Below are 20,769 nucleotides of genomic sequence, written 5' to 3'. Positions count from 1 at the left end.
CGTTTGAAAATCTACGGACGTTTTGCCGATTCGTCCGTATCTGCAGCTGCACCGTGAGGAAGCGCAGCGCGGGGTTCTACCGACCCGCACAACGCCGCAACGCGCTGCTTGGCATGGGATTCGCACGTGTTGGAAATTTTCTGCATGCTGGAAAGATGGACGAACGGAACGCCAAAAAGGCACGAGAGCCCTGTTCGCGTACGCCAAACGTTGGCGTCCTTGAACGAAGGTCACGTGCCATTTTTCATATGCTGCTGCGCGGCAGCTACCCTTTTTTGCCGTAAAAGACGGCGAAATCCAAATATTTGTACATGCAGTCGACTTCGTCGAAGCCGGCTTGCTCCATCCATGCGATTTGATCCGACGCTTTGGCGTTGATGTCGAGCTTTCTTCGTTCGATCGAGGCGTCGATCGCTTCCTGCGCAAGACCGCTTTCGTGAATAGACGAAAGCCAGCGCTGTCTATAATACCGGTCCGTCTGCGGATGATGGCCTTCCACTTGATCGGCGTTGACGAATAGGCCGCCTGCGTTCAGAAGCGGGTATATCGCGGCGAACAGCTGCCGCTTGGCCGGATGCGTCAAATGGTGGATCGACAGCGACGAAATGACGATATCATACGTCTCGTCGAACGGATAATCGGAATAATCCCCGACGATATAACGGATGTTGTCGCGGCCGGCGAATCTTTGGCGCGCCCCCTCCAGCATCGAATCGCTCATATCCATCAGCGTCAGCCGGGCGTTCGGGTACTTATGCAGCACCATGCCGGAGAACAGCCCCGTGCCCGCGCCCAAATCGAGGATGCGGGGAGCCGGCTGTCCGGTCTCGACCAGCGACAACGCCATGCCGTAAAAATCGTCGAAGCAGGGGATCAGCTGTCTCCGCTGCCGGTCGTACTCGCCGGCGACGGCGTCAAACAATGTTTTCACGGATTCATACATCGAATCTGCCTCCCTTCGGAATGTTACTTCCATTGTAGCGGCATGACGCTTATCAGTGAAATATATAAATCATATTATCTTTATAGTTCGTTGCTATAAGTTTGCAAGCCTCGCCGCACCGGGATGTCCTGCTTGGCCGATGCCCGCGCCTTTTTCGCGCAAACCGTTATTCGGGGTGATTCCGGGTATCGCTTCCGACCGCGAACGGCGTGCTGACGCCTTCGTACATCAAATGCATCGTCATGCCGACGGCCGCATGCGTCAGATTATGGCAATGATCCATCCACACGCCGGGATTGTCCGCGCGGAACGCCACCTCGTACGTATCCCCCGGCAGCACGTCGAGCGTATCCGACCACCATGTGCCTTGGACCGGTTTGCCGTTGCGGGACAGGACGAGCATATGGTGTCCGTGCAGATGCATCGGATGATCGACCGCGCCCCGGTTGATGATCGTCGTCTTCACCAGCTCGCCTTCGCGGACCATAAACATCGGCGTGTTCGGGAACACTTCGCCGTTGATCGTGTACAAGCTTTCGAAGGATCCGTTATAAAATCCGAGCTTATTGTCTAAAATCATCGTGAACTGCCGGTCGAACGGTCCGTCCGCATCGAACGGGGTCGCCGTTTGTCCGCCGTAAGCCACCGGGTCGAAGGATGCCCACGCGTCTGTCGCGGCTTGAGGGATACTGCCTGCGCCGTCGGAGCTCAGGAACAGGCCGACATTGTTCTTGGCGCCGACGCTGAGAAATACAGGCGTATTCGGCATAATAAACGTAATATCATAGCGTCCGCCGGTCGTCAGCTCAAGCCGCGTGTTCTGCAGCGTGCCGGGCTGATGCAGCTCGGTTCCGTCGATCGCGGCGACCTGAAACGACGCGCCGATCAGCGCATACTGCTGCCGCGACCAATCGTCCGTATTGATGAGGCGCAGCCGCACGGGCGTTCCCGGCGCAACGCTCATGCGCTCGATTTTATCGGAAGCGCCAACCGCCAGCGTGTTGCCCCAGCGGTGGGTAATAACGGTCACATCCTTCACCTTCGGATCGGCACCGGTGAGCGGCTCGACGACCAGCGGTCCGAACAAGCCCTTCTGCACCGCTTCCTTCGACTGCTGATGCGAATGGTACCAGAACGTGCCGGTCTGCTCCGCGATGAAGCGGTACGTGTGCGATTCGCCCGGCATTACGGCGTCTTGGGTCGCCCCGGCTACGCCATCTTCGGCGTTCGGCACGTCGAGGCCGTGCCAGTGGATGGTCGCGCCTTGCTCTACATCTTTATTGATCAGCGTCACTTCGACGAGATCGCCTTCCTTCATACGCAGCTCGGGGCCTGGAATTTGACCGTTGAACGTCCAGGCGTCGACCGACTTGCCAGAGCTGAGCTGAACTGTCTTTTTCTCCGCCGTCAGCGTGAATGTTTTGTCCGGGATGCCGGTGCGCGGCCCGGTCAACTGCGTGACGGAGACGTTCTTGGCGGACGTACTGCCGCTGCCGGCGGTCATGTGCCCGCTATGGTCATGCGCCAGCGCGGTTCCGCCGCCGTAATCGGCGGTCCCGGCCATCATATCCATCCGCGGCGGCAGTAAGCTGCCTTGCTTGGCCCAGTCGAACCAGACGAAGCCCCCGGCCGCAAGCAGGCCGAGCACGGCTGCGCTGCCGAGCACCGGCAGCCACGGGCGCAGGCGCACCTCCTTGTCGGTGCGGCTTACGTGCCGCTGGCGCAGCGAATGCCGGGTCCAGAGCGCGACAACCGCTGTCGCCAACAGCCCGGCCGGTATGAGATGGCTCCACTGGAACGTGATAGGCGGCACGAATACGTAGTAAACCGCAGCGAGCGCGCCCAAGGCGGTTGCCTGAAACGGCACGATCAGGCCCGGATCGGCGGCGAATCCCCGCACGAGTGGTTCCGGCGCGGCTTCCGGCTGCGGCGCCTGCTTCGCCGCCTTGCGCAGCCGCACCAGCTTCGGCAGTGCGAGCAGCAGAATCAGCAGCGCGGGGATGACGAACAACGGCGCATGCACGTACACGCGATCGTACCAGAATACCGTGTCCAGCGTATACGCCATGCGGCCAATGACTGCCGCGACCGCTCCGGCGACAAGCGTGAGCCAAACGGCCCACAGCATGTGCTTGCCTGCTTTGCGATGCAGCCTTCCGTTTTGCGGGCTGTATACGAGGCGCGAAACGGTTACGCCTGCGATACAGGAGCACAAAAATAATAAAAACAGACCTCCGAGCTCGGTCATCATCCATATCGAATACATACAAACGCCTCCTGGCTAGTAAACTCTACGTTAACCAGTGTAGCTTCCGGAGCGCCGGCGCAACACCGTCCCGGGTACGGATTCGGACTGGACCGGAGACGGGGGCCGGACCTGCGATGGTTGCGTCATGAAGGGGAGGACGCGACTTACATTCGCGGCTTTTTTTATGGTATTCTATATTGCGGAACGTTACGTCAGCATAGATCAGGTGACACAATGAACAAGCTGTTTTGGGTGAAAGCCAAATTATTATTTTCGGACAAGCAGACGAAACTGATTCTTTACGTGACCTTATTCGTCTCGGCATTTATTACGTCCGTCGGCTTTTTTTTATACGATAACTATAAGGATGTACTCGATAATGAACTGAACCAGCCGCACAGCGAGCTGCTGCAAATCAATCTGGACGTTACGAACCGGGCGTTCCGCGAGGCGGACGAGCATGCGGTAAAGCTGTCGTTCCAGGCAGGCACGCTCCGCTACCTCCACGCGAGTCCCCAAGCGAAGCAGGACGCCGCCGCGCCGCTCTCATCCGCTTTGAATTCGATTGCATTCGACGACGATTTTCATTCCGTTTATGTGGTTGATGTGCGTAACCGGCAGCTGGTGACCGGCTCCTTCGCGAGCAGCCTCGATTGGGGCAGCTTTCCCGATCGAACATGGCAGCAGTGGGTGGAACCGATGCGAACGAAGCCGCTGCTGATCAAACGAAGGACGCTCGAAGCGGGCAACGGCGGCGTACCGACGGAACTGATTTCGTTGTTCCGGCCGATCATCGAGAACGGCGACTTTCTGGGCATTGTCATCATGAACGTCGATTACGACCGTTTTTTTTCTAAAATCTATACGCAGCTGAAAACGCCGCAATATATATTCAGTCTTGAAGGGGATGTCATTTATCCGAAGCTGAAAACGGAAGTGCCGCTGGAGGAGCTGTACAAAGCGGTCGATGTGCTGGGCGTGCGCCCTTTCGGCGAGGTGCGCCTGGAGGGACAGCCATACCTCGGGAACCAGGCTTTTTCCGATATGACGGGGTGGCGCTGGGTATCGTTCATTCCGCTCGATCAGCTGCTGAAGGACGTGAAGATGATTCGCGATATCATCTTCATGCTGTCGCTCGCTTCGATCATCGTCGGTACCGCTGCCATCTTCATCTATAACTTTGCCGCTTTCAAGCCGATCAAGCGGATCCGGCAGCTGCTCGCGGCCAAAGACCCCGCATCGCAGGGATCCGATCTGCATGACTTGGAGACGGTCGTGCAGAAGCTGCTGAAAGAATTCGATACCCGTTCCTCCGTCGCCGAGCGAAGCTTGCCGGAGCTGCGCTCCAAGTATATGCAGGACATGCTCGAAGGGCGGATCGGCTCCAAGGAGCTGCAGGAGAAATGGGAGACGTATTTTGCCCAGTGGACGCATGAACCGATTCTCGCCGCGGCGGTATCCGTCAACCGGTATTCGGAATGGTCGGAAACGTACAACGAGGAAGACCAACTGCTGCTGCAATACGCGCTCATGAATATTATGTCGGAGCTGATGGAGCCGCAGTGGCGCGTCCATTGCGTACCGCTGGACAAGGAGAACCTCATGCTGGCGATTCAGTCGAAGGAAGCCGGCCGGGCGGAGCCGGAGGCGGCGGTTCAGGGCGATTTGAACGCTGTGACCCGGACGGTCCGCAAATATTTGCGGATGAGCCTGTCCGTCGGCATCGGGCAGGCAGCCGATTCGATATCGGGGCTGCCGTCCTCGTTCGAGGAAGCAAAGATTGCGCTGGCCAACCGGCTGTACGAAGGCTATGACCGAACGATTCGCTACGGTGAAGTGAAGGAGAGAGACCGTCTGCGCGGCGCGGATGCAGAGGCATGGAAGAGCGAGCTGGTCGGAAGCCTGGACGGCCCCGACATCTCCTCGTGCAGACAGGCGGCGGAGCGGTGGGCGGCATGGGTCCGTGAGCATCCGGCGGCGCCCGAGTCGGTCTATACGTTTGCCGACGGGATTATCGAGGAATATACGCGCATATTGATGGCCCGCGGTATGAAGAAACCGGCGGAGCTGGACAATTACACGGAGCACTGGCTCAATATGATGGATCTGGACGACGTGCGCGAGCTGCTTATCCGCGTCGCCGAGGCGATTGTGAGCGGGACGGAAGTTCACAAGAGCACCAAGGAGTATCAGCTCGCTCAGCGCATCATCGGCTTCATGGAGGCGCATTTGCACGAGCCGATCGGCTTGCAGGATATCGCTGAATTCGTCCATCTCAGCACTTCTTCCGTCAGCAGCCTGTTCAAGCAGGAAACCGGATTTACGATTTACGAGTATTTGACCAAGACAAGAATCGATCACGCCTGCAAGCTGCTGCTAGCGACGGATTTGAAGATCGCGGACATTGCCGTTCAGGTCGGTTATCAGAACGAGAACAGCTTCATTCGCAGCTTCCGCAAGCTCATGTCGGTTACGCCGGGAAAATATAGGGAAGCAAGCAAACAGGGGGAATTTCCAGGATAAGGGAAATTCCTCTTTTTTGCGGTCCTCGCACGATCGTCCAATCGTCCAAATCATATGCAGATCGGCCAAAATCGGTTGGTTTTGTCGGATCTGCGTATGGCTTGGCCGATCGTATGATTGCCGGCTTCGGACGGGCAACCTATACTGAGAAAGCCGACAGGGCAGACGGCATGACAGAGAAGCTTTCGCCCCGAAGCAGCTTGAAGAGAGTTTAAGAATCTTGTCTACTATTTTAGTACACAGCAGAAATGGGGAGTATCTATGAAACATTCCAAATGGCGTACATTACTCGCGGCGTCCATGGTTCTCAGCGTAGCCGCTTTAACGGCCTGTGGGGCTAAAACTGATTCGGCCGCAAGCGGAGCGCAGGGCAAAAAAGCCGACTTTCCGAAGAAAGCGGTTACGCTGATCGTTCCTTACGCTGCCGGAGGTGGTACCGACGCAACGGCGCGAGCGCTTGCCAAAGCCGCAGAGAAACATCTGGGTCAGCCGATCACCGTCGTGAACAAAACGGGAGGCGGCGGTGCCGTCGGCATGACCGAAGGCGCCAACGCCAAAAGTGACGGTTATACCGTAACGATGGCGACCGTGGAATTGACCACGCTGCCGCATATGGGCTTGTCTCCGGTGACTTATGAGAATTTCAAGCCGGTCGCGCTTATCAACTACGATCCGGCGGCGATTACCGTGCGGGCGGACAGCCAGTGGAAGACGATGAAGGAATTTCTCGACTACGCCAAGGCGCACCCGGGCGAGCTGAAGCTGGGCAACTCCGGCACAGGAGCCATCTGGCATCTGGGCGCCGTAACACTAGAGAAGGGCGCAGGCGTCAAGTTTAACCACATTCCGTTCGAAGGCGCGGGCCCTGCTATTACGGCATTGCTCGGCGGCCATGTGGACGCCGTTCCGGTCAGTCCGGCCGAGGTGAAAGCCCAAGTGGATTCCGGCAAGCTCCGCACGCTGGCGATTAACGATTCGAAGCCTTCCGAAGCGCTTCACGGCGTCAAGACATTGAAGGAAGAAACCGGCCTGACCGTCAGCGTTGCCGGTACATGGAGAGGCATTGCCGTACCGAAGGATACGCCGGACGACATTGTGAAGGTGCTGTCCGACGCATTCATCAAGGGCGCAGGAGAAGCGGAGTTCAAGGATTATATGAAGAAAAACGGTCTCGGCATCGAAATTAAAGATTCCAAGGCGTTCGCCCAGCATTTGAAAGAAAACAACGAGCTGTTCGGCAAGCTGATCCCGGAGCTGGGACTTGGCAAAAAATAACGGCATGAGGGGCTGAGCATTCAGCCCTTTGTTTCAACGGGGAGGATTCGTATGTTTAACAAGGTAGGCGTAGGCATGGGCGGCATACTGCTGCTCGCTTCGGGCGTCATCTTCTGGCAATCGTTTTCATTCGAATATTACAGCGATCTCGGCCCGGGCCCCGGCTTGTTTCCGCGCTGGCTCAGCGCCTCGCTTATCGTCCTTTCGGTCCTTTATATTATCGGCTCGCTCCGCGGCGAGCGGGTCCGATGGAGCGAAGTGCTGCCCAAGGGCAAAGATTTGTTCAACGTGCTGATGGTTCTCGTATCGGTCATTGTGTTTATGCTGCTGCTGAACCCCGCCGGGTTCATCGCGGCTGGCTCCGTTATGCTGATGCTGCTGCTGATGCGTACGTACGTCTGGTACAAAGCGGCGGCCATCTCTGTGGGCACATGTGTATTGTTGTATGCGGCATTCAGCTTGGGACTCGATGTCCCGCTGCCGACCGGCGATGTATGGGATTGGATAGGGGGATGACAGCGAATGCCGGCCTTTGACATCATTGCGCAAGGATTTGCGACCGCGTTTACTTGGTATAATTTATTGTATTGTTTGCTCGGCGTGACGATCGGGATGCTCGTCGGCGTGCTGCCGGGACTCGGCCCGACGACAGGGGTGGCGGTGCTGCTGCCGATTACGTTCGGGATGGAGCCGGTATCGGCCATCATTATGCTGTGCGGCATTTATTACGGCGCTATGTACGGCGGCACGATCACTTCCGTGCTCATTAACACGCCGGGCGAGGCGGCATCCGTCATTACGTGCCTTGACGGCAGTCCGATGGCCAAGCAGGGAAGGGCCGGGGCGGCGCTGGGCATTTCGGGACTCGGCTCCTTCATCGGCGGCACTGTCTCGATTCTCGGGCTGATCTTCGTCGGACCGCCGCTGGCGCAGTGGGCGCTGCGGTTCGGACCGCCGGAATTTTTCGCCTTGATGGTGCTCGGCCTGTCGACGGTGATCGGGCTGATGGGCAAATCGGTCATTCGCGGACTGGTTTCCGCGTTTCTCGGCTTGAACCTCGCGATGGTCGGCATGGACCCGGTTTCCGGCTCCGTCCGGTTCACATTCGGCCAATTGAATTTGATGAACGGTATCGATTTTGTCATCGTCGCGATGGGATTGTTCGGACTGTCGGAAATATTGCTCGGCATCGAGAACATGGCTACCGCGGAAAAGCCGCCCAAAGTTAAAGGCATGCTGCCGCGCAAAGAAGAATGGTCGCCCAGCATGAAGGCGATCGGCCGGGGAACGGTGCTCGGGTTTCTGATCGGCCTCATTCCCGGCACAAACTCGGTCATTCCGGCGATGCTGTCCTACTCGATGGAGAAGAAGCTGGCCAAGGACCCGTCGCGCTTCGGTAAGGGTGCGATCGAAGGCGTGGCCGGTCCGGAGACAGCCAACAATGCGTATTGCGGCGGGGCGCTGATTCCGCTCTTCACGCTCGGGATTCCGAGCTCGCCTACGATTGCGATCATTCTCGGCGCCTTCATGATGCACGGCTTGACGCCGGGCCCGATGCTGTTCGAGCAAAATCCGGTGTTCGTCTGGGGCGTCATTGCCAGCATGTTCATCGGCAACTTTATGCTTCTGATCATGAATTTGCCGCTTGCCGGCTGGTGGGCGAAAATCGCGATGGTGCCTCCCAAGCTGCTGTATCCGGTCATTCTGATCATCTCGGCGCTCGGGGCGTACACGGCCAACAATAATTTATTCGATGTCGGTGTCATGTTCGCCTTCGGCATCCTCGGTTATTTGATGAAGAAAGCGGACATTCCGATGGCGCCGATCGTGCTGACGTTCGTGCTCGGCAAAATGCTGGAAAGCTCCTTGCTGCAGTCGCTCAAGCTGCTCGACGGGTCGTTCCTCGGGCTGTTCCAGCGCCCAATCTCGGGCACCCTGCTGGTTCTGGCGCTGATCATCATCGCCATCGGGCTGCTCAGCGGTTTCCGCAAAAAGCGCGGCGGGTTTGCCGCCGATGTGGAAATGTAAGCGTACGTTCGACCGGCAGACTGCACTTTTTTCTCTATATAATGGTTCCAAAGGGATAGGGCTTTAATGGCCTTATCCCTTTTTTCGCGTTTACACGACAAATAGCGATTTTTTTCCAAAACATAAATTGACAATAAAGATGAGGAGTCGGTACAATCTGATTATAATTCAGATACGATGATACACGCGTACGAAACGATGGGATGAGGCAGACATAATGGACGATCAATGGATCAAGAGCGCAAAATTTCTGATTGTCGACGATCAGGAGTTCAATATCTCGCTTCTGGAACGAATTTTGCGGCGTGCGGGCTTTACCGGACTTCACAGCACAACGGACCCGGCGCGGCTGGCTGTTCTTTATAACGAAATTCAGCCGGATATTATTTTGTTGGATCTGCATATGCCCGAAATGGACGGCTTCGCTGCGCTGCAGCTGCTGCGGGAGTGGAAGCAGGCGGACGATTATTTGCCGGTTCTCGTGCTCACGGCGGACGTCACGCAGGAAGCGAAGCAGAAGGCGCTCCATGAGGGCGCGAGCGATTTCCTGACCAAGCCGTTCGACCGAACCGAGGTCGTATTGCGCATTCATAACTTATTAAATACGAGATTTCTTCATCTTCAGCTCCAGAAGCAAAATCAGCTGCTGGAGGAACGCATTCTCGAGCGGACGAAAGAGCTGGAGCACGCGAAATTCGAAATTTTGGAGCTGCTCGGGCGCACGGCCGAGTATCGCGACGACGAGACGGGGCAGCACACGCAGCGCGTAGGGAAGATGGCCGGGAAAATCGCGTTGGCGCTCGGGCTGCCGGAGCACGAAGCGGAGCTGATCCAGCTCGCTACGCCGCTGCATGATATCGGGAAGATCGGGATTCCCGACGGCATTTTGCTGAAGCCGGGCCGGTTCACCCCGGAAGAGTTCGAGCAGATGAAATTACATACGAGCATCGGAGCGGACATTCTCGCGGGCAGCCAGTTTCCGGTTCTTCAACTGGCCGGGACGATCGCCGGGAGCCATCATGAGAAGTGGAACGGGACCGGATATCCGAACGGGCTGAAGCGGGAGGAGATTCCGCTGCCCGGACGTATTGTCGCCATCGCCGACTTCTTTGACGCATTAACGCATGAGAGACCCTACAAGAAAGCATGGACGCAGGAAGAGGCGCTCACGGAAATACGCAAACAGCGCGGCGAGCATTTTGACCCCCTCGTTGTGGACGTGTTTTTGTCGATCATTGAGAAAGGCGAGCATTTCATAGAGAAGAGAGAGAAGGAAATGGTATGAAAGGGATTGTTTTTACGATGTTTCTCGAAATGGTGGAGAGCCGATTCTCCCCGGCCATGGCCGAGCACATTATCGAGGACGCCGATTTGCCCTCGGGAGGCAGCTATACGACTGTGGGAACCTACGATCACGCGGAAATCATTCAGCTGGTCGTACAGCTCAGCAAGCGGACGAACATCCCTGTCTTCGATCTGGTGAAGTCATTCGGGCATTACTTGTTCGGACAGCTGGCGCTGATGGTACCGAAGTTTATATCGGACAATCCGACCGTATTCGATTTTTTGCAAAAGGTGGACGGGTATATTCACGTTGAGGTTCGGAAGCTGTATCCCGATGCGGAGCTGCCTGCCTTCGAATACGAAACGCCGGAGCCCGGCACGCTGATCATGACATACCGCTCGGCGAGGTCCTTTGCCGATTTGGCGGAAGGGCTCATTGGCGGCTGCATCGAGCATTACGGCGAGAAGATCGATCTGTTGCGGGAAGATTTGCCGGGCGGCTCATCGGCCCGCTTCATCTTGACGGAGCGGCGGTGATCATCCGTGGATGAGCTGGAGGTACTGCGCAGACAGCTGGAGCGTGAGAAGAAAGCGCGGAAAGCCGCAGAGCACATCGCCGAGCAGAAGACGCGCGAAATTTTTTACGCCAATCAGGAGCTGCGGGAATTAAACGACCAGTTGGAAGAGCTCGTCAAGGCGCGCACGCAGGAGCTTTCGCAGGCGCATGACGAAGCGGTGCGGGCGAACCAGATCAAGAGCCAGTTTCTGGCCAATATGAGTCACGAGCTGCGCACGCCGCTGAACGCGATTATCGGCTACAGCGAAATGCTCAAGGAGGAAGTCGAGGAGATCGGAGAGCACGGCTTTGCCGACGACCTCGAAAAAATCAATTCCGCAGGCAAGCACCTGCTGTCGCTTATTAACGATATTCTCGATCTGTCCAAGATCGAAGCAGGCAAGATGGATCTTTATATGGAAACAAGCGATATCCCGCATGCGGTAAGCGACATATTGACTACGCTGAATCCGCTCGTCGTAGCGAACCGCAACAAGCTGGAGGTCGACGTTCCGGAAGGCTCGATGTGGACGGATGTTACCAAGTTCAGACAAATTTTGTTCAATTTGCTCAGCAACGCCTGCAAATTTACTGAAGACGGGACGATTCGGCTGACCGCGGTCTATGAATCGAACGGTGGGATCGACGGTATCCGCTTTCGCGTTTCCGATACGGGGATCGGCATGGCGGCGGAGCAAATGGAGCACTTGTTCGAGGCGTTCAGGCAGGCCGATTCTTCGACGACGCGCAAATACGGCGGCACCGGTCTGGGACTGGCGATCAGCCAGAAGCTGTGCCGGATGATGGGCGGCGATATCGCCGTCCAGAGCGAATCGGGCCGGGGGACGATGTTCACTGTATGGCTGCCCGTGGCCGGGGACCGGCAGAAGGAGGCACCTGAGCCGGTCGGGGAACCGGCAATGGGATACGAGGCGGCCCAAGGATCGCCGACCGTGCTTGTCATTGATGATGACGCGGCCGCGCTGCAGCTGATGCAGCGGATTATCGGCAAGGAAGAGTGGACGGTGGCGCTGGCCAGGAGCGGTCAGGAAGGCATTCGGCTGGCGAAGGAGCTGCGTCCCGCCGTCATCTGTCTCGACGTGCTGATGCCGGGCATGGATGGCTGGTCGGTGCTGACAGCACTGAAGAACGATCCGGAGCTGGCGGATATTCCGGTCGTCATGATTTCCATGATGGATGACAAGAGCCTCGGCTACGCACTCGGCGCATCCGAGTTTTTGACCAAGCCCGTGTACCGGGACCGGCTTCTCTCGATTCTGGACAAATATTTGCCCGAACCGGATGCCAATACCGTGCTCGTGATCGAAGATGACGTGACGACGAGTCAGATGATGACGAAAATGCTGGAGAAAGAAGGCTGCCGCGTCATCCGGGCCGGCAACGGGCGGATTGCGCTGCAATGTGTGGCCCAATCGGTTCCGCAGCTGATTCTGCTCGATCTGATGATGCCGCAAATGGACGGATTCGAATTTGTCACAGAGCTGCGCAAGACAGAGGCGTGGCGCTCCATTCCGATCGTGGTCATGACGGCGAAGCATATTACGGAAGAGGATCGTCTGCGGCTGAACGGCTATGTGAGCAATATTGTGCAAAAAGGGAGCTTCAAGCGCGAGGCGCTGTTGAATGAAATTCGCTGCCTGATCGGCGGATCGAACCAGGAAAGTACGGGGGCGGCAAAAGACAGGCCGACCTCCTGAAGGAAGGGGAGCGCAGGGCGTGAATAAAATATTGTTGGTCGAAGACAATGAGATGAACCGCGATATGCTGTCCCGACGGTTAATGCGCAAAGGCTATGAAGTCGTGATGGCCGTTGACGGGCAGCAGGGCGTTGACATGGCAAGGAGCGAAGCGCCGAACTTGATCCTGATGGATTTGAGCTTGCCGGTGCTGGACGGCTGGGATGCGACGAGGCAGCTGAAGCAATCTTCCGAGACGAAGCATATTCCGGTCATCGCGCTGACCGCCCATGCGATGACGAGCGACAGGGAGAAGGCGCTGGAGGCTGGCTGCGACGATTTCGATACGAAGCCGATCGAATGGAACCGGCTGCTGGAGAAGATGCAGCAATTTTTGAAGGAAAGCTAATCTAATCGGCAAGAAGACGGCAGCAGGGAACCCGGAAGCGGGGACCCTGCTGCTGCTGTTTTTTTGGCTGCTTTGTTGTGTGTCCGGTTGACGGGTGCGGGCTGCGAAGTTCAGCCGGAAATCATGTGGTCGGTGGAGGGAACGAGCTGCGGCAGTCGGCCAGAAATCATGCGGTCGGTCGAGAAGGCGGAGGTTCGCGGATGCTTCTGATCGCATTCATCAGCAATAACGCGGCTTTGCCCAAAACGTTTTTGTCTTTATAGACGATGCCTATCGCGATGACAGGGTTCGGCTCGGCGAAAGGCCGGATGACCAAGGAACCGGCCTCTTCCAGACCGCGGTACATCGGAACAATGCCGACGCCGAGCTCTGCCTTGACCATTTGTTGAATGACGGAGATGCTTCCTACCTCGATGCAGGAGAAAGCGTGTCGTTCGGTCGGATGAACCGCTGTTTCCCAGAGCTGCCGATAAATGCAAGTCTGTTCTTTGACCAGAACGGTGAGTCCCGCGAGATCGTCCGATGCGATGTGAGTCCGATCGGCAAGGGGGTGATCCGTGTGTAATAAGATCCCCAATCGTTCCTCGATTAACGGCTCAAACTCCAGCATGAGGTTCGCGGCCGGCACCGAGCACACGCCGAAGTCCAGTTCGCCGGACTGAACCCTCTCCGCAATCGATCGGCTGCCGCTTACTTCCATCGTTAATTCCACTTTCGGCCGTGCTTTGCAGAAGCCGGCTATAACCGCCGCCAGCTGCTGGCTCGCGACGGGCTCGATCGCGGCGAGCCGAACGGAGCCGTTATCCCCCGCTGCGATATCGGAGACGGTCTGCCTCATGGACCCGATGGTCTTCAGGATAGCCGCAGCTTCATGCTGGAGCCAGCGGCCCGCTTCGGTCACGATGACGCGCTTACCGTCGCGTATGAATAAAGAAACGCCCAAATCCGCTTCGAGACGCTGGATCTGAAGGGTTACCGTCGAGGGAGCATACTGCAGTTCCTCGGCGGCTTTCAGAAAATGACCATGACGCACGCAAGCCTCTAAGGTCTTTAAAGCTCGAAGATCCATTCATATCACCTTTGGTTTAATATTTTCGAATGATTCGTTCATATAATTCAATTTTACAAAACTTTCCCGACAATTTACACTAGGGTCAACAAAAAAATGTAGGGGAAGATGGAATGATGGGGACGAAATCTGCATTCAACTGGATTACTTTATGGGCATCGCTTTTATTTGTCGTCATTCTCGGGTTTTCACGGCTCTCCTATGGCATGTTTCTGCCCGGGATCCAGCGGGTGATCGGAGGAAGCTATGGACAGCTGGGCATATTAGGCACCGTCAACTTTATCGGTTATTTGGCCGGGAGCTTATGTCTTTCCCCTGTGATTTCACGGTTTCCGGAACGGAAGCAGGCGATCAATCGAATGACATGCTTCGGTCTTGGAATCGCTATGCTCGGCTCGGCCTTTAGCGATCATTTCATCCAGCTCGGGCTATGGCGGTTCGCCATCGGCTTGCTATCGGCGTTCGCTACAGTGCTGGTCCTGTCCATTGCGATGGACGCCGTTCGGCCGGAGGAACGTGGAGTGGCATCGGGGTTCATATGGCTGGGCGGCTCGGCAGGCATTCTGCTGACGGGGGTATTCGCCCCGTTGACCATAGATCCTTCTCACGAGCAGGGATGGCGGTATGCTTGGGCAGCCATGGGTGTATTCGGCGTCGTTGCCGCTGCCGGCTTCGAATTCGTCATTCGCCAGCACAGATCCGCCCCAGTGCCGTCAGGGGCGGAAGGGGAACTGCGGGATCCCGAACGCGTACAGGTGTATCGTCTGCTGTTGAACCCGAAGAAGCTCTTGTTTTTAATCGGTTCTTATTTCTTCTTCGGCTCGGGATACATTATTTATTTCACGTACTTGATACCGTATCTGGTGAGCAAAGGCATCCCGTCCCTTTATGCGGGGCTGATCTGGTCCGGCATCGGATTTGCGGGTTTGTTCAACGGATGGATCGGAGGCAAAGCCATTGACCGGTGGCCCAGCGGGTATACGCTGGCGTCGGGGCTCACCTTGGGAACGATCGGCGTGTGCGGCGTCATGACCGGTCATCTGTTGTTTACGGCACTCGGCGCGATTACGATCGGGCTGGTCTCCTTTATTACTCCGCCGCTCATGACGACCGCGCTTCTTCGGCGCCATGTCCCTCACAGTGCCTATGCGGCATGCCTCAGCATCGCCACCGCCTTTTTTGCCTCCGGGCAGATCATCGGTCCGATCCTGGGAGGCGTGGCCGTCGAACGGCAAGGCTTGCAATTCGGCGTCGCATCCAGCGCCGTCTTTATGGCGATAGCCGCCGCGCTGGCCGGAATGTACGGACGACAACAACGAAAGGTTCAGCTTCGCGATGTGCCGCTCGGCAGCTGAAAATAATTTGAACAATAGTGACGGTTGTTGTCACTATTAACGAGTAAGATAGATTTGAGCGAGACGAAAGTTTATATCGATGGGAGAGAAGACTATGATGATGAATCCCCTTCATACCGGTTCGGCCGTGAGGAAATACGTTCAATCGGGGAATGTTCGGCTTTCGTATCTGGATTTTGGCGGAGACAGCGACCGCGTACTGCTTATGCTGCACGGGTATATGGCTGGTGCGCGATCCTTCGCGGAGCTCGCCGCACGTTTCCAAGATTGGCGGGTGATTTGTCTGGATCAACGCGGACATGGCTGGAGCGATCATTCTCCCGGAAAGGAATACGCGAGGGAGGATTACGTGAACGATATTGCGAACCTCATTCGGACGGAGCTAGGGGGGCGCGCTGTGACGATTCTCGGGCATTCCTTGGGCGGACTGAATGCGTACCAATTCGCAGCCCGTTACCCCGACATGGTGAACGCCTTGATCGTCGAGGATATCGGTGCGGAGATTCAAGCCGACTTCTCCTTCGCGGACAAGCTTCCCGTCCGATCGGCTTCCCTCAAGGCGCTGAGAGCGTCGCTTGCGGGCGCAGGGCTGCGGGCGATCGATTATTTTGCGGAAAGTGTGTTCGAGGATGAACTCGGTTGGGGATTCCGAACGGATCTGGAAGGGCTGCGAGTGTCCGTTCCTCAGTCCAATGGGGAGTTCTGGGAGGATTGGTTAGGTTCGAGCTGCCCGATTCTGCTGATTCACGGTGCGAAGAGCTTCATTCTGGCGACGGAACAGGCCAGGCGCATGGAAGAGCGAAGACCCGGCACGAAGCTTATCGTGTTCGAACATTGCGGCCACGGTGTCCATGCCGATGACATAGACGGTTATTATGATGCGGTGAACGAGTTTCTTAACGAACGGCAAGCTTGAAATAAGAAGCAGGACAAGAATGGACTCGAATGAAAAAATCAGAAAGGGATGAGAAGAATGTACGTTACAGTTCAAGATTTGATCGTCGAATGGAACCATGAGGCAGGATTGACCCAAAAGGTGTTGGATGGGCTGACCGATGAAGCGCTGGAGCAGCAAGTATGTCCGGGAGGGCGTACGCTCGGAAGGATTGCGTGGCATTTTGTCTCGAATATCCCGGATTATTTAACCGAATTCGGCGTTCCGGTAGCGAAGGTGTCCCATCCGGACGAAGTGCCTTCCGCCAAGGAGATCGCAGACACCTTTCGTACGGTCAGTGTTCGTGCAGCCGATGCGCTTCAAACGCAGTGGAATGACGATGCGTTGAAGCAAATCCAAAATGCGTTCGGCAGAAAGGAGTCCAACGCGACGATCTTCATGGGATTGATCAAACATATTGTGCATCATCGGGGACAAGTCACCGTACTGATGCGCCAGGCGGGGCTGCCGATCCCTGCGGTATACGGCCCTTCCAAGGAAGGCTGGGCACAGTTCGGCATGACGCCGCCGCAATAAGCGCGGCGACATATAACGGAGATTCAGCATACGGAAGCATGGACAACAGCGGCCAGTCTGCGGCGTATTTTCGCGCCTTCGACTGCCGCTGTTGCATGTTATCGGCTTATGCTGCGAACCATCAGGAGACGGGAACCGCCGCCGCCGGCTGTCGTTTTCTTCCGAGCGCCAGCACGGGCGGGAACATGACGGCGGCGAGCGCTGCCAGAATGAAGAGGCAGAGCAAGTACGAATCGGCGTAATTTTGCGCCGTTGCCTGACGGATGCCGTCGGCGTACAGATGGCTTGCCGGCGAAGCGTCCGCTGCCGCAGCGCGGCAATCGGCCGGGACGGGCGAGGCGCCGGAGCTTTGGGCGAGCAGCGGATAGCAGGCGCGCACCGCTTCAAGCGCCGCGCCGCTCTGTTCGGCGGACAGAGTTGCGTAGGCCGGGCTGCGCTGCTGCAACTGCAGCGCTACCTGCTTGCCGACGCTATCGGCATGCTGTCCGGTCGCATTCAGCCACACGATGCCGATCAGCCCCGTTCCGATTGCGAAGGCGACCTGCATCCCGGTAGTCAAAATGCCGGAAGCCGAGCCGATATGGCTGCTGCGGATTTTGGCCAGCACGATATTCGTCAGCGGAGCGGCGATGAAGCCTTGACCGAGGCCGAGCACGGCCAAGGCGGGAACCCAGACGTAACCGCCGGGTGAAATGCCCGTGGCGTGAACCGACAGCGCGAGCGCAAGGAAGCCGGTCACCGTGAGCGCCGTGCCGAGCGTCAGCACATGCGAGCCGAGGCGGGAGGCGGCTCGGGCCGACAGCAGCGAGGCGGCAAAATAGCCGAGCCCCATCGGCAGAATGACGAAGCCTGCCGCCAGAGCCGTCATGCCAAGCCCACTCTGCAAAAAGTAAGCCGTCACCAGGAAGAACGCGGCTTGCGAGCACATCAGCATGAAGACGATCGTCATGCCGATCGTGAACATCCGCTGCCCGAACAGCTCCACGTTCATGAACGGGACCAGGCCCCGGCGAAGCAGCCGCTTCTCATGCCAGACGAATGCCGCCAGCAGGGGCACCGACAGGATCAGGCTGGCGATGATGCCCGGCGGCCATCCTTCCTTCTGCCCCTGAACGAGCGGATACACAAGCATGAGCAGACCGGCGGCGACGAGCAGGGCGCCGGCCCAGTCCAGCTTGGCGCCGTCGTCTGTTCTGGATTCGCGGATGGAAGGGATGAGGAACAGGAGCGCTAGGCCGACCGGCACATTGAAGAAAAAGACAGTTCGCCAATCGAGCCCCCACGGGTTGAGCTGAAGCAGCAGGCCGCCGATCACTTGGCCCGTCGACGCGGCGATCCCTTGCGCCGCGCCGTACAAGCCGAAGACGGCCCCCCGTTGGCTCGGGGAGTAGTTCACCTGGATAAGCGACAGCACCTGCGGAGAGATCAGCGCGGCGCTCAAGCCTTGCATGATACGGGCGGCGATCAGCATCGCGACGCCGGACGCCAGCCCGCACAGCATCGAGGATACGGTGAACCCGATGACGCCGAGCAGAAGCATACGCTTGCGGCCGAACCGGTCCCCGAGGCGACCGCCGATGATGAGCGAGACGGCAAAGGCAAGCGTATAGCTCGTAATGACGAATTGAACGTCGGAAAAGGCGGCATGCAGCCCGCGCTGAATCGAGGGGGTGGCGACGTTGACGATGAAGATGTTCGCGACCGACATGAATACGGACAGCAGCATGACCGCGAGCATCAAGCGCGGCTTGCGGCCTGCATCCTCCGATGCGGCCGGATCGGGAAGCGCCGCAGATTTGACCATGGTGGACATCGTGTATTCTCCTTTTGCCCCGATAGGATAATCTGTAAGCTGTGCTGTCAATCCGTTCCGGAACCGATTGACAGCATGACGGGACGTTGATTAGAATGAGAGAGACCGGTCTGTCTCATTTTCTAGGAACATGATACAGACAGATCTGTCTCATGTCAATACACAATTTCAAAATTATGGAATGAGTTGATGGTATGGCGGAAGGCACCAAGAAAGAATCGGCCAAAGAACGCATTTTGCGTGTCGCGTCGGATTTATTTTATCGGGAAGGCATCCGCGCCGTCGGCATTGACCGGATCATTGCGGAATCCGGCGTCGCCAAGGCGAGCTTCTACCGCAATTTCGCAACGAAGGACGAGTTGATCGTCGCTTATTTGGAACAACGCCATTCTCGCAGCATGGGGAACGTGGAGGAAGCGAAGCGCAAGCATCCGGATTCGCCGGCGGATCAGTTATATACGCTCGTAGCCGGTTTGGCCGAGCGTCTGGGGAGGTATGAGAACCGGGGCTGTCCGTTTCTGAATACGGCGATTGAATTTCCCGATACGGATCATCCCGGCTACAGGAAGGCGGTCGAATGCCGCGAGGAGCTGTGGAAGGCGGTCGAGGTGATTGCCAGGCAAGCCGGAGCGCGCGATCCGGTTGAACTTGTCGCTCATATGCGAATGCTCAGCAGCGGCGCCATAATGATTTCTTACATGAACCGGACCAGCCAATCGGAGCCGTTTCTCAGTGCGGCGCGGCTGTTGATCGAGCGGCAGTTCGCCTAAAGCGGTCTCCCGAAGCGTTGACGGCATCGTCTTATGCTGACTGCCGAAGCTCTAATTTCGGTCCAGTCCATTACATGGATGGATCATAACAGGGCATCATGTTAAGTATGTTTTGTATATACGATCTGATCTGACGGAGGGAATCCATGAACACGTTTGCTTATTACAATCCAACCCGGCTTTTTTTCGGAAAAGACACGCTGGACCAGCTTCTCACGCAAGTTCCGCCCTACGGCAGCAAAATTTTGCTGGTGTACGGCGGCGGCAGCATCAAGCGGAACGGGCTCTATGACCGCGTTATTGACCTGCTCGCCCGTCAACAGGCCGAGGTGCATGAACTAAGCGGCGTCGAGCCGAACCCGCGGTTGTCGACCGTGCATAAGGGCGTTCAGCTCTGCCGGGAGAAAGGCATCCAGTTTATTATTGCCGTTGGCGGAGGAAGCGTGATCGACTGCGTCAAAGCGATTGCCGTCGGAGCCAAATATGACGGTGACGTGTGGGACATCATCACCCGCAAGGCCGCGGCGAAGGATGCGCTGCCGTTCGGGACGGTGCTGACGCTGGCCGCGACCGGATCGGAGATGAATGCGGGCTCCGTCATCACGAACTGGGAGACGCAGGAGAAGTACGGCTGGGGAAGCCCGCTCGCGTTCCCGAAGTTCTCCATTCTGAACCCGGAATTCACGTTTACCGTTCCGAAGGACCAGACGGTGTACGGCATGGTCGACATTATGTCGCATGTGTTCGAACAATATTTTCACCATACCGGCAACTCGCCGGTGCAGGACGGATTTTGCGAGACGATCCTGCGTACCGTCATGGCCACCGCCCCGACGCTCGTAGAAAATCTCGAGCATTACGAGGCGCGCGAAACGATTCTATACAGCGGCACGATGGCGCTGAACGGAACGCTGGCGATGGGTGTCCGCGGCGACTGGGCGACGCATAATATCGAGCATGCGGTGAGCGCGGTTTACGACATTCCCCACGGCGGCGGCCTGGCGATATTGTTCCCGAACTGGATGGAGCATGTGCTCGATTCCGGCACAGCCCGCTTCAAGCAGATGGCGGTCAACGTCTTCGGTATCGATCCCGCAGGAAAGAGCGACCGTGAGACCGCACTGGAAGGCATACGTGCGCTGCGGGCTTTCTGGTCTTCCATTGGCGCGCCGAGCCGCCTGGCCGATTACGGGATCGGCGATGATAAGCTGGAGGTTATGACTGACAAGGCAATGGTGTATGGGCCTTTCGGGTATTTTAAGCAGCTGCAGCGTGAAGACGTGCTTGCGATCTACCGCAAGTCGCTCTGATGATGCGGGGCGAATCGG

At 57.3% G+C, this 20,769-nt stretch carries 17 protein-coding genes; 13 read left to right on the top strand and 4 right to left on the bottom strand.

The genetic code is table 11. The features are described 5' to 3' along the window. Positions 1 to 265 precede the first annotated feature (265 nt). Positions 266 to 943, bottom strand: coding sequence for a class I SAM-dependent methyltransferase (locus tag KXG62_RS17035; protein WP_218093197.1), 678 nt, complete (start codon positions 941 to 943; stop codon positions 266 to 268). A 166-nt stretch (positions 944 to 1,109) separates the two neighbouring features. Further along, a complete protein-coding gene (locus KXG62_RS17030; protein WP_218093196.1) occupies positions 1,110 to 3,209 on the bottom strand; it encodes a multicopper oxidase family protein in 2,100 nt (699 codons plus the stop codon). Between the two features lie 216 nt (positions 3,210 to 3,425). Here KXG62_RS17030 and KXG62_RS17025 point away from each other — a divergent pair, with 216 nt between their 5' ends. The 8 genes from KXG62_RS17025 (at position 3,426) to KXG62_RS16990 (ending at position 12,963) form a co-directional block, all read left to right on the top strand. Next, entirely contained in the window at positions 3,426 to 5,714 is a 2,289-nt protein-coding gene (locus tag KXG62_RS17025; protein ID WP_218093195.1) for a helix-turn-helix domain-containing protein, read from the top strand. 261 nt (positions 5,715 to 5,975) lie between these two features. Continuing rightward, positions 5,976 to 6,989, top strand: a complete 1,014-nt coding sequence (locus KXG62_RS17020) for a tripartite tricarboxylate transporter substrate binding protein (RefSeq protein ID WP_218093194.1) — start codon at positions 5,976 to 5,978, stop codon at positions 6,987 to 6,989. Between the two features lie 51 nt (positions 6,990 to 7,040). Continuing rightward, on the top strand, positions 7,041 to 7,505 hold the full coding sequence (locus KXG62_RS17015) for a tripartite tricarboxylate transporter TctB family protein (RefSeq protein ID WP_218093193.1): 465 nt from the start codon (positions 7,041 to 7,043) through the stop codon (positions 7,503 to 7,505). Between the two features lie 6 nt (positions 7,506 to 7,511). Beyond that, on the top strand, positions 7,512 to 9,017 hold the full coding sequence (locus KXG62_RS17010; RefSeq protein WP_218093192.1) for a tripartite tricarboxylate transporter permease: 1,506 nt from the start codon (positions 7,512 to 7,514) through the stop codon (positions 9,015 to 9,017). 217 nt (positions 9,018 to 9,234) lie between these two features. Beyond that, a complete protein-coding gene (locus KXG62_RS17005; RefSeq protein ID WP_218093191.1) occupies positions 9,235 to 10,302 on the top strand; it encodes an HD-GYP domain-containing protein in 1,068 nt (355 codons plus the stop codon). Then, positions 10,299 to 10,838 carry a heme NO-binding domain-containing protein gene (locus KXG62_RS17000; protein ID WP_218093190.1) on the top strand — a complete coding sequence of 180 codons (540 nt, stop codon included), beginning with the start codon at positions 10,299 to 10,301 and terminating at the stop codon, positions 10,836 to 10,838. Before KXG62_RS17005 ends, KXG62_RS17000 begins: the two co-directional genes overlap by 4 nt. A 6-nt stretch (positions 10,839 to 10,844) precedes the next feature. Then, positions 10,845 to 12,575 (top strand): ATP-binding response regulator, encoded by a 1,731-nt coding sequence (locus tag KXG62_RS16995; protein ID WP_218093189.1) that lies wholly within the window; start codon positions 10,845 to 10,847, stop codon positions 12,573 to 12,575. 19 nt (positions 12,576 to 12,594) lie between these two features. Beyond that, entirely contained in the window at positions 12,595 to 12,963 is a 369-nt protein-coding gene (locus KXG62_RS16990; protein WP_218093188.1) for a response regulator, read from the top strand. 166 nt (positions 12,964 to 13,129) lie between these two features. Here KXG62_RS16990 and KXG62_RS16985 read toward each other — a convergent pair whose 3' ends face one another. Beyond that, positions 13,130 to 14,032 (bottom strand): LysR family transcriptional regulator, encoded by a 903-nt coding sequence (locus KXG62_RS16985; RefSeq protein ID WP_218093187.1) that lies wholly within the window; start codon positions 14,030 to 14,032, stop codon positions 13,130 to 13,132. A 113-nt stretch (positions 14,033 to 14,145) separates the two neighbouring features. Between KXG62_RS16985 and KXG62_RS16980 the strand changes: the two genes are divergently transcribed. The 3 genes from KXG62_RS16980 to KXG62_RS16970 all read left to right on the top strand — a co-directional run bounded on the left by KXG62_RS16980 (position 14,146) and on the right by KXG62_RS16970 (position 16,858). Then, positions 14,146 to 15,387, top strand: a complete 1,242-nt coding sequence (locus KXG62_RS16980) for a YbfB/YjiJ family MFS transporter (protein WP_246627490.1) — start codon at positions 14,146 to 14,148, stop codon at positions 15,385 to 15,387. Between the two features lie 94 nt (positions 15,388 to 15,481). Then, complete coding sequence (locus KXG62_RS16975) at positions 15,482 to 16,303, top strand: alpha/beta fold hydrolase (protein ID WP_425517348.1); 822 nt, start codon at positions 15,482 to 15,484, stop codon at positions 16,301 to 16,303. Between the two features lie 57 nt (positions 16,304 to 16,360). Continuing rightward, positions 16,361 to 16,858 (top strand): DinB family protein, encoded by a 498-nt coding sequence (locus KXG62_RS16970; RefSeq protein WP_218093186.1) that lies wholly within the window; start codon positions 16,361 to 16,363, stop codon positions 16,856 to 16,858. A gap of 121 nt (positions 16,859 to 16,979) precedes the next feature. Here the strand turns inward: KXG62_RS16970 and KXG62_RS16965 are convergent, their stop codons facing one another. Next, positions 16,980 to 18,671 (bottom strand): MFS transporter, encoded by a 1,692-nt coding sequence (locus tag KXG62_RS16965; protein WP_218093185.1) that lies wholly within the window; start codon positions 18,669 to 18,671, stop codon positions 16,980 to 16,982. A gap of 194 nt (positions 18,672 to 18,865) precedes the next feature. On the opposite strand from KXG62_RS16965, the gene KXG62_RS16960 reads away from it, so the two are divergent. Then, a complete protein-coding gene (locus tag KXG62_RS16960) occupies positions 18,866 to 19,441 on the top strand; it encodes a TetR/AcrR family transcriptional regulator (RefSeq protein ID WP_218093184.1) in 576 nt (191 codons plus the stop codon). A 146-nt stretch (positions 19,442 to 19,587) separates the two neighbouring features. Next, positions 19,588 to 20,751, top strand: coding sequence for an iron-containing alcohol dehydrogenase (locus KXG62_RS16955; RefSeq protein ID WP_218093183.1), 1,164 nt, complete (start codon positions 19,588 to 19,590; stop codon positions 20,749 to 20,751). Positions 20,752 to 20,769: the final 18 nt, after the last annotated feature.

It is taken from the genome of Paenibacillus solanacearum (genome assembly GCF_910593845.1).
Taxonomy (GTDB): Bacteria; Bacillota; Bacilli; order Paenibacillales; family NBRC-103111; genus Paenibacillus_G; species Paenibacillus_G solanacearum.
This window is presented reverse-complemented; position numbering and strand designations above follow the sequence as displayed.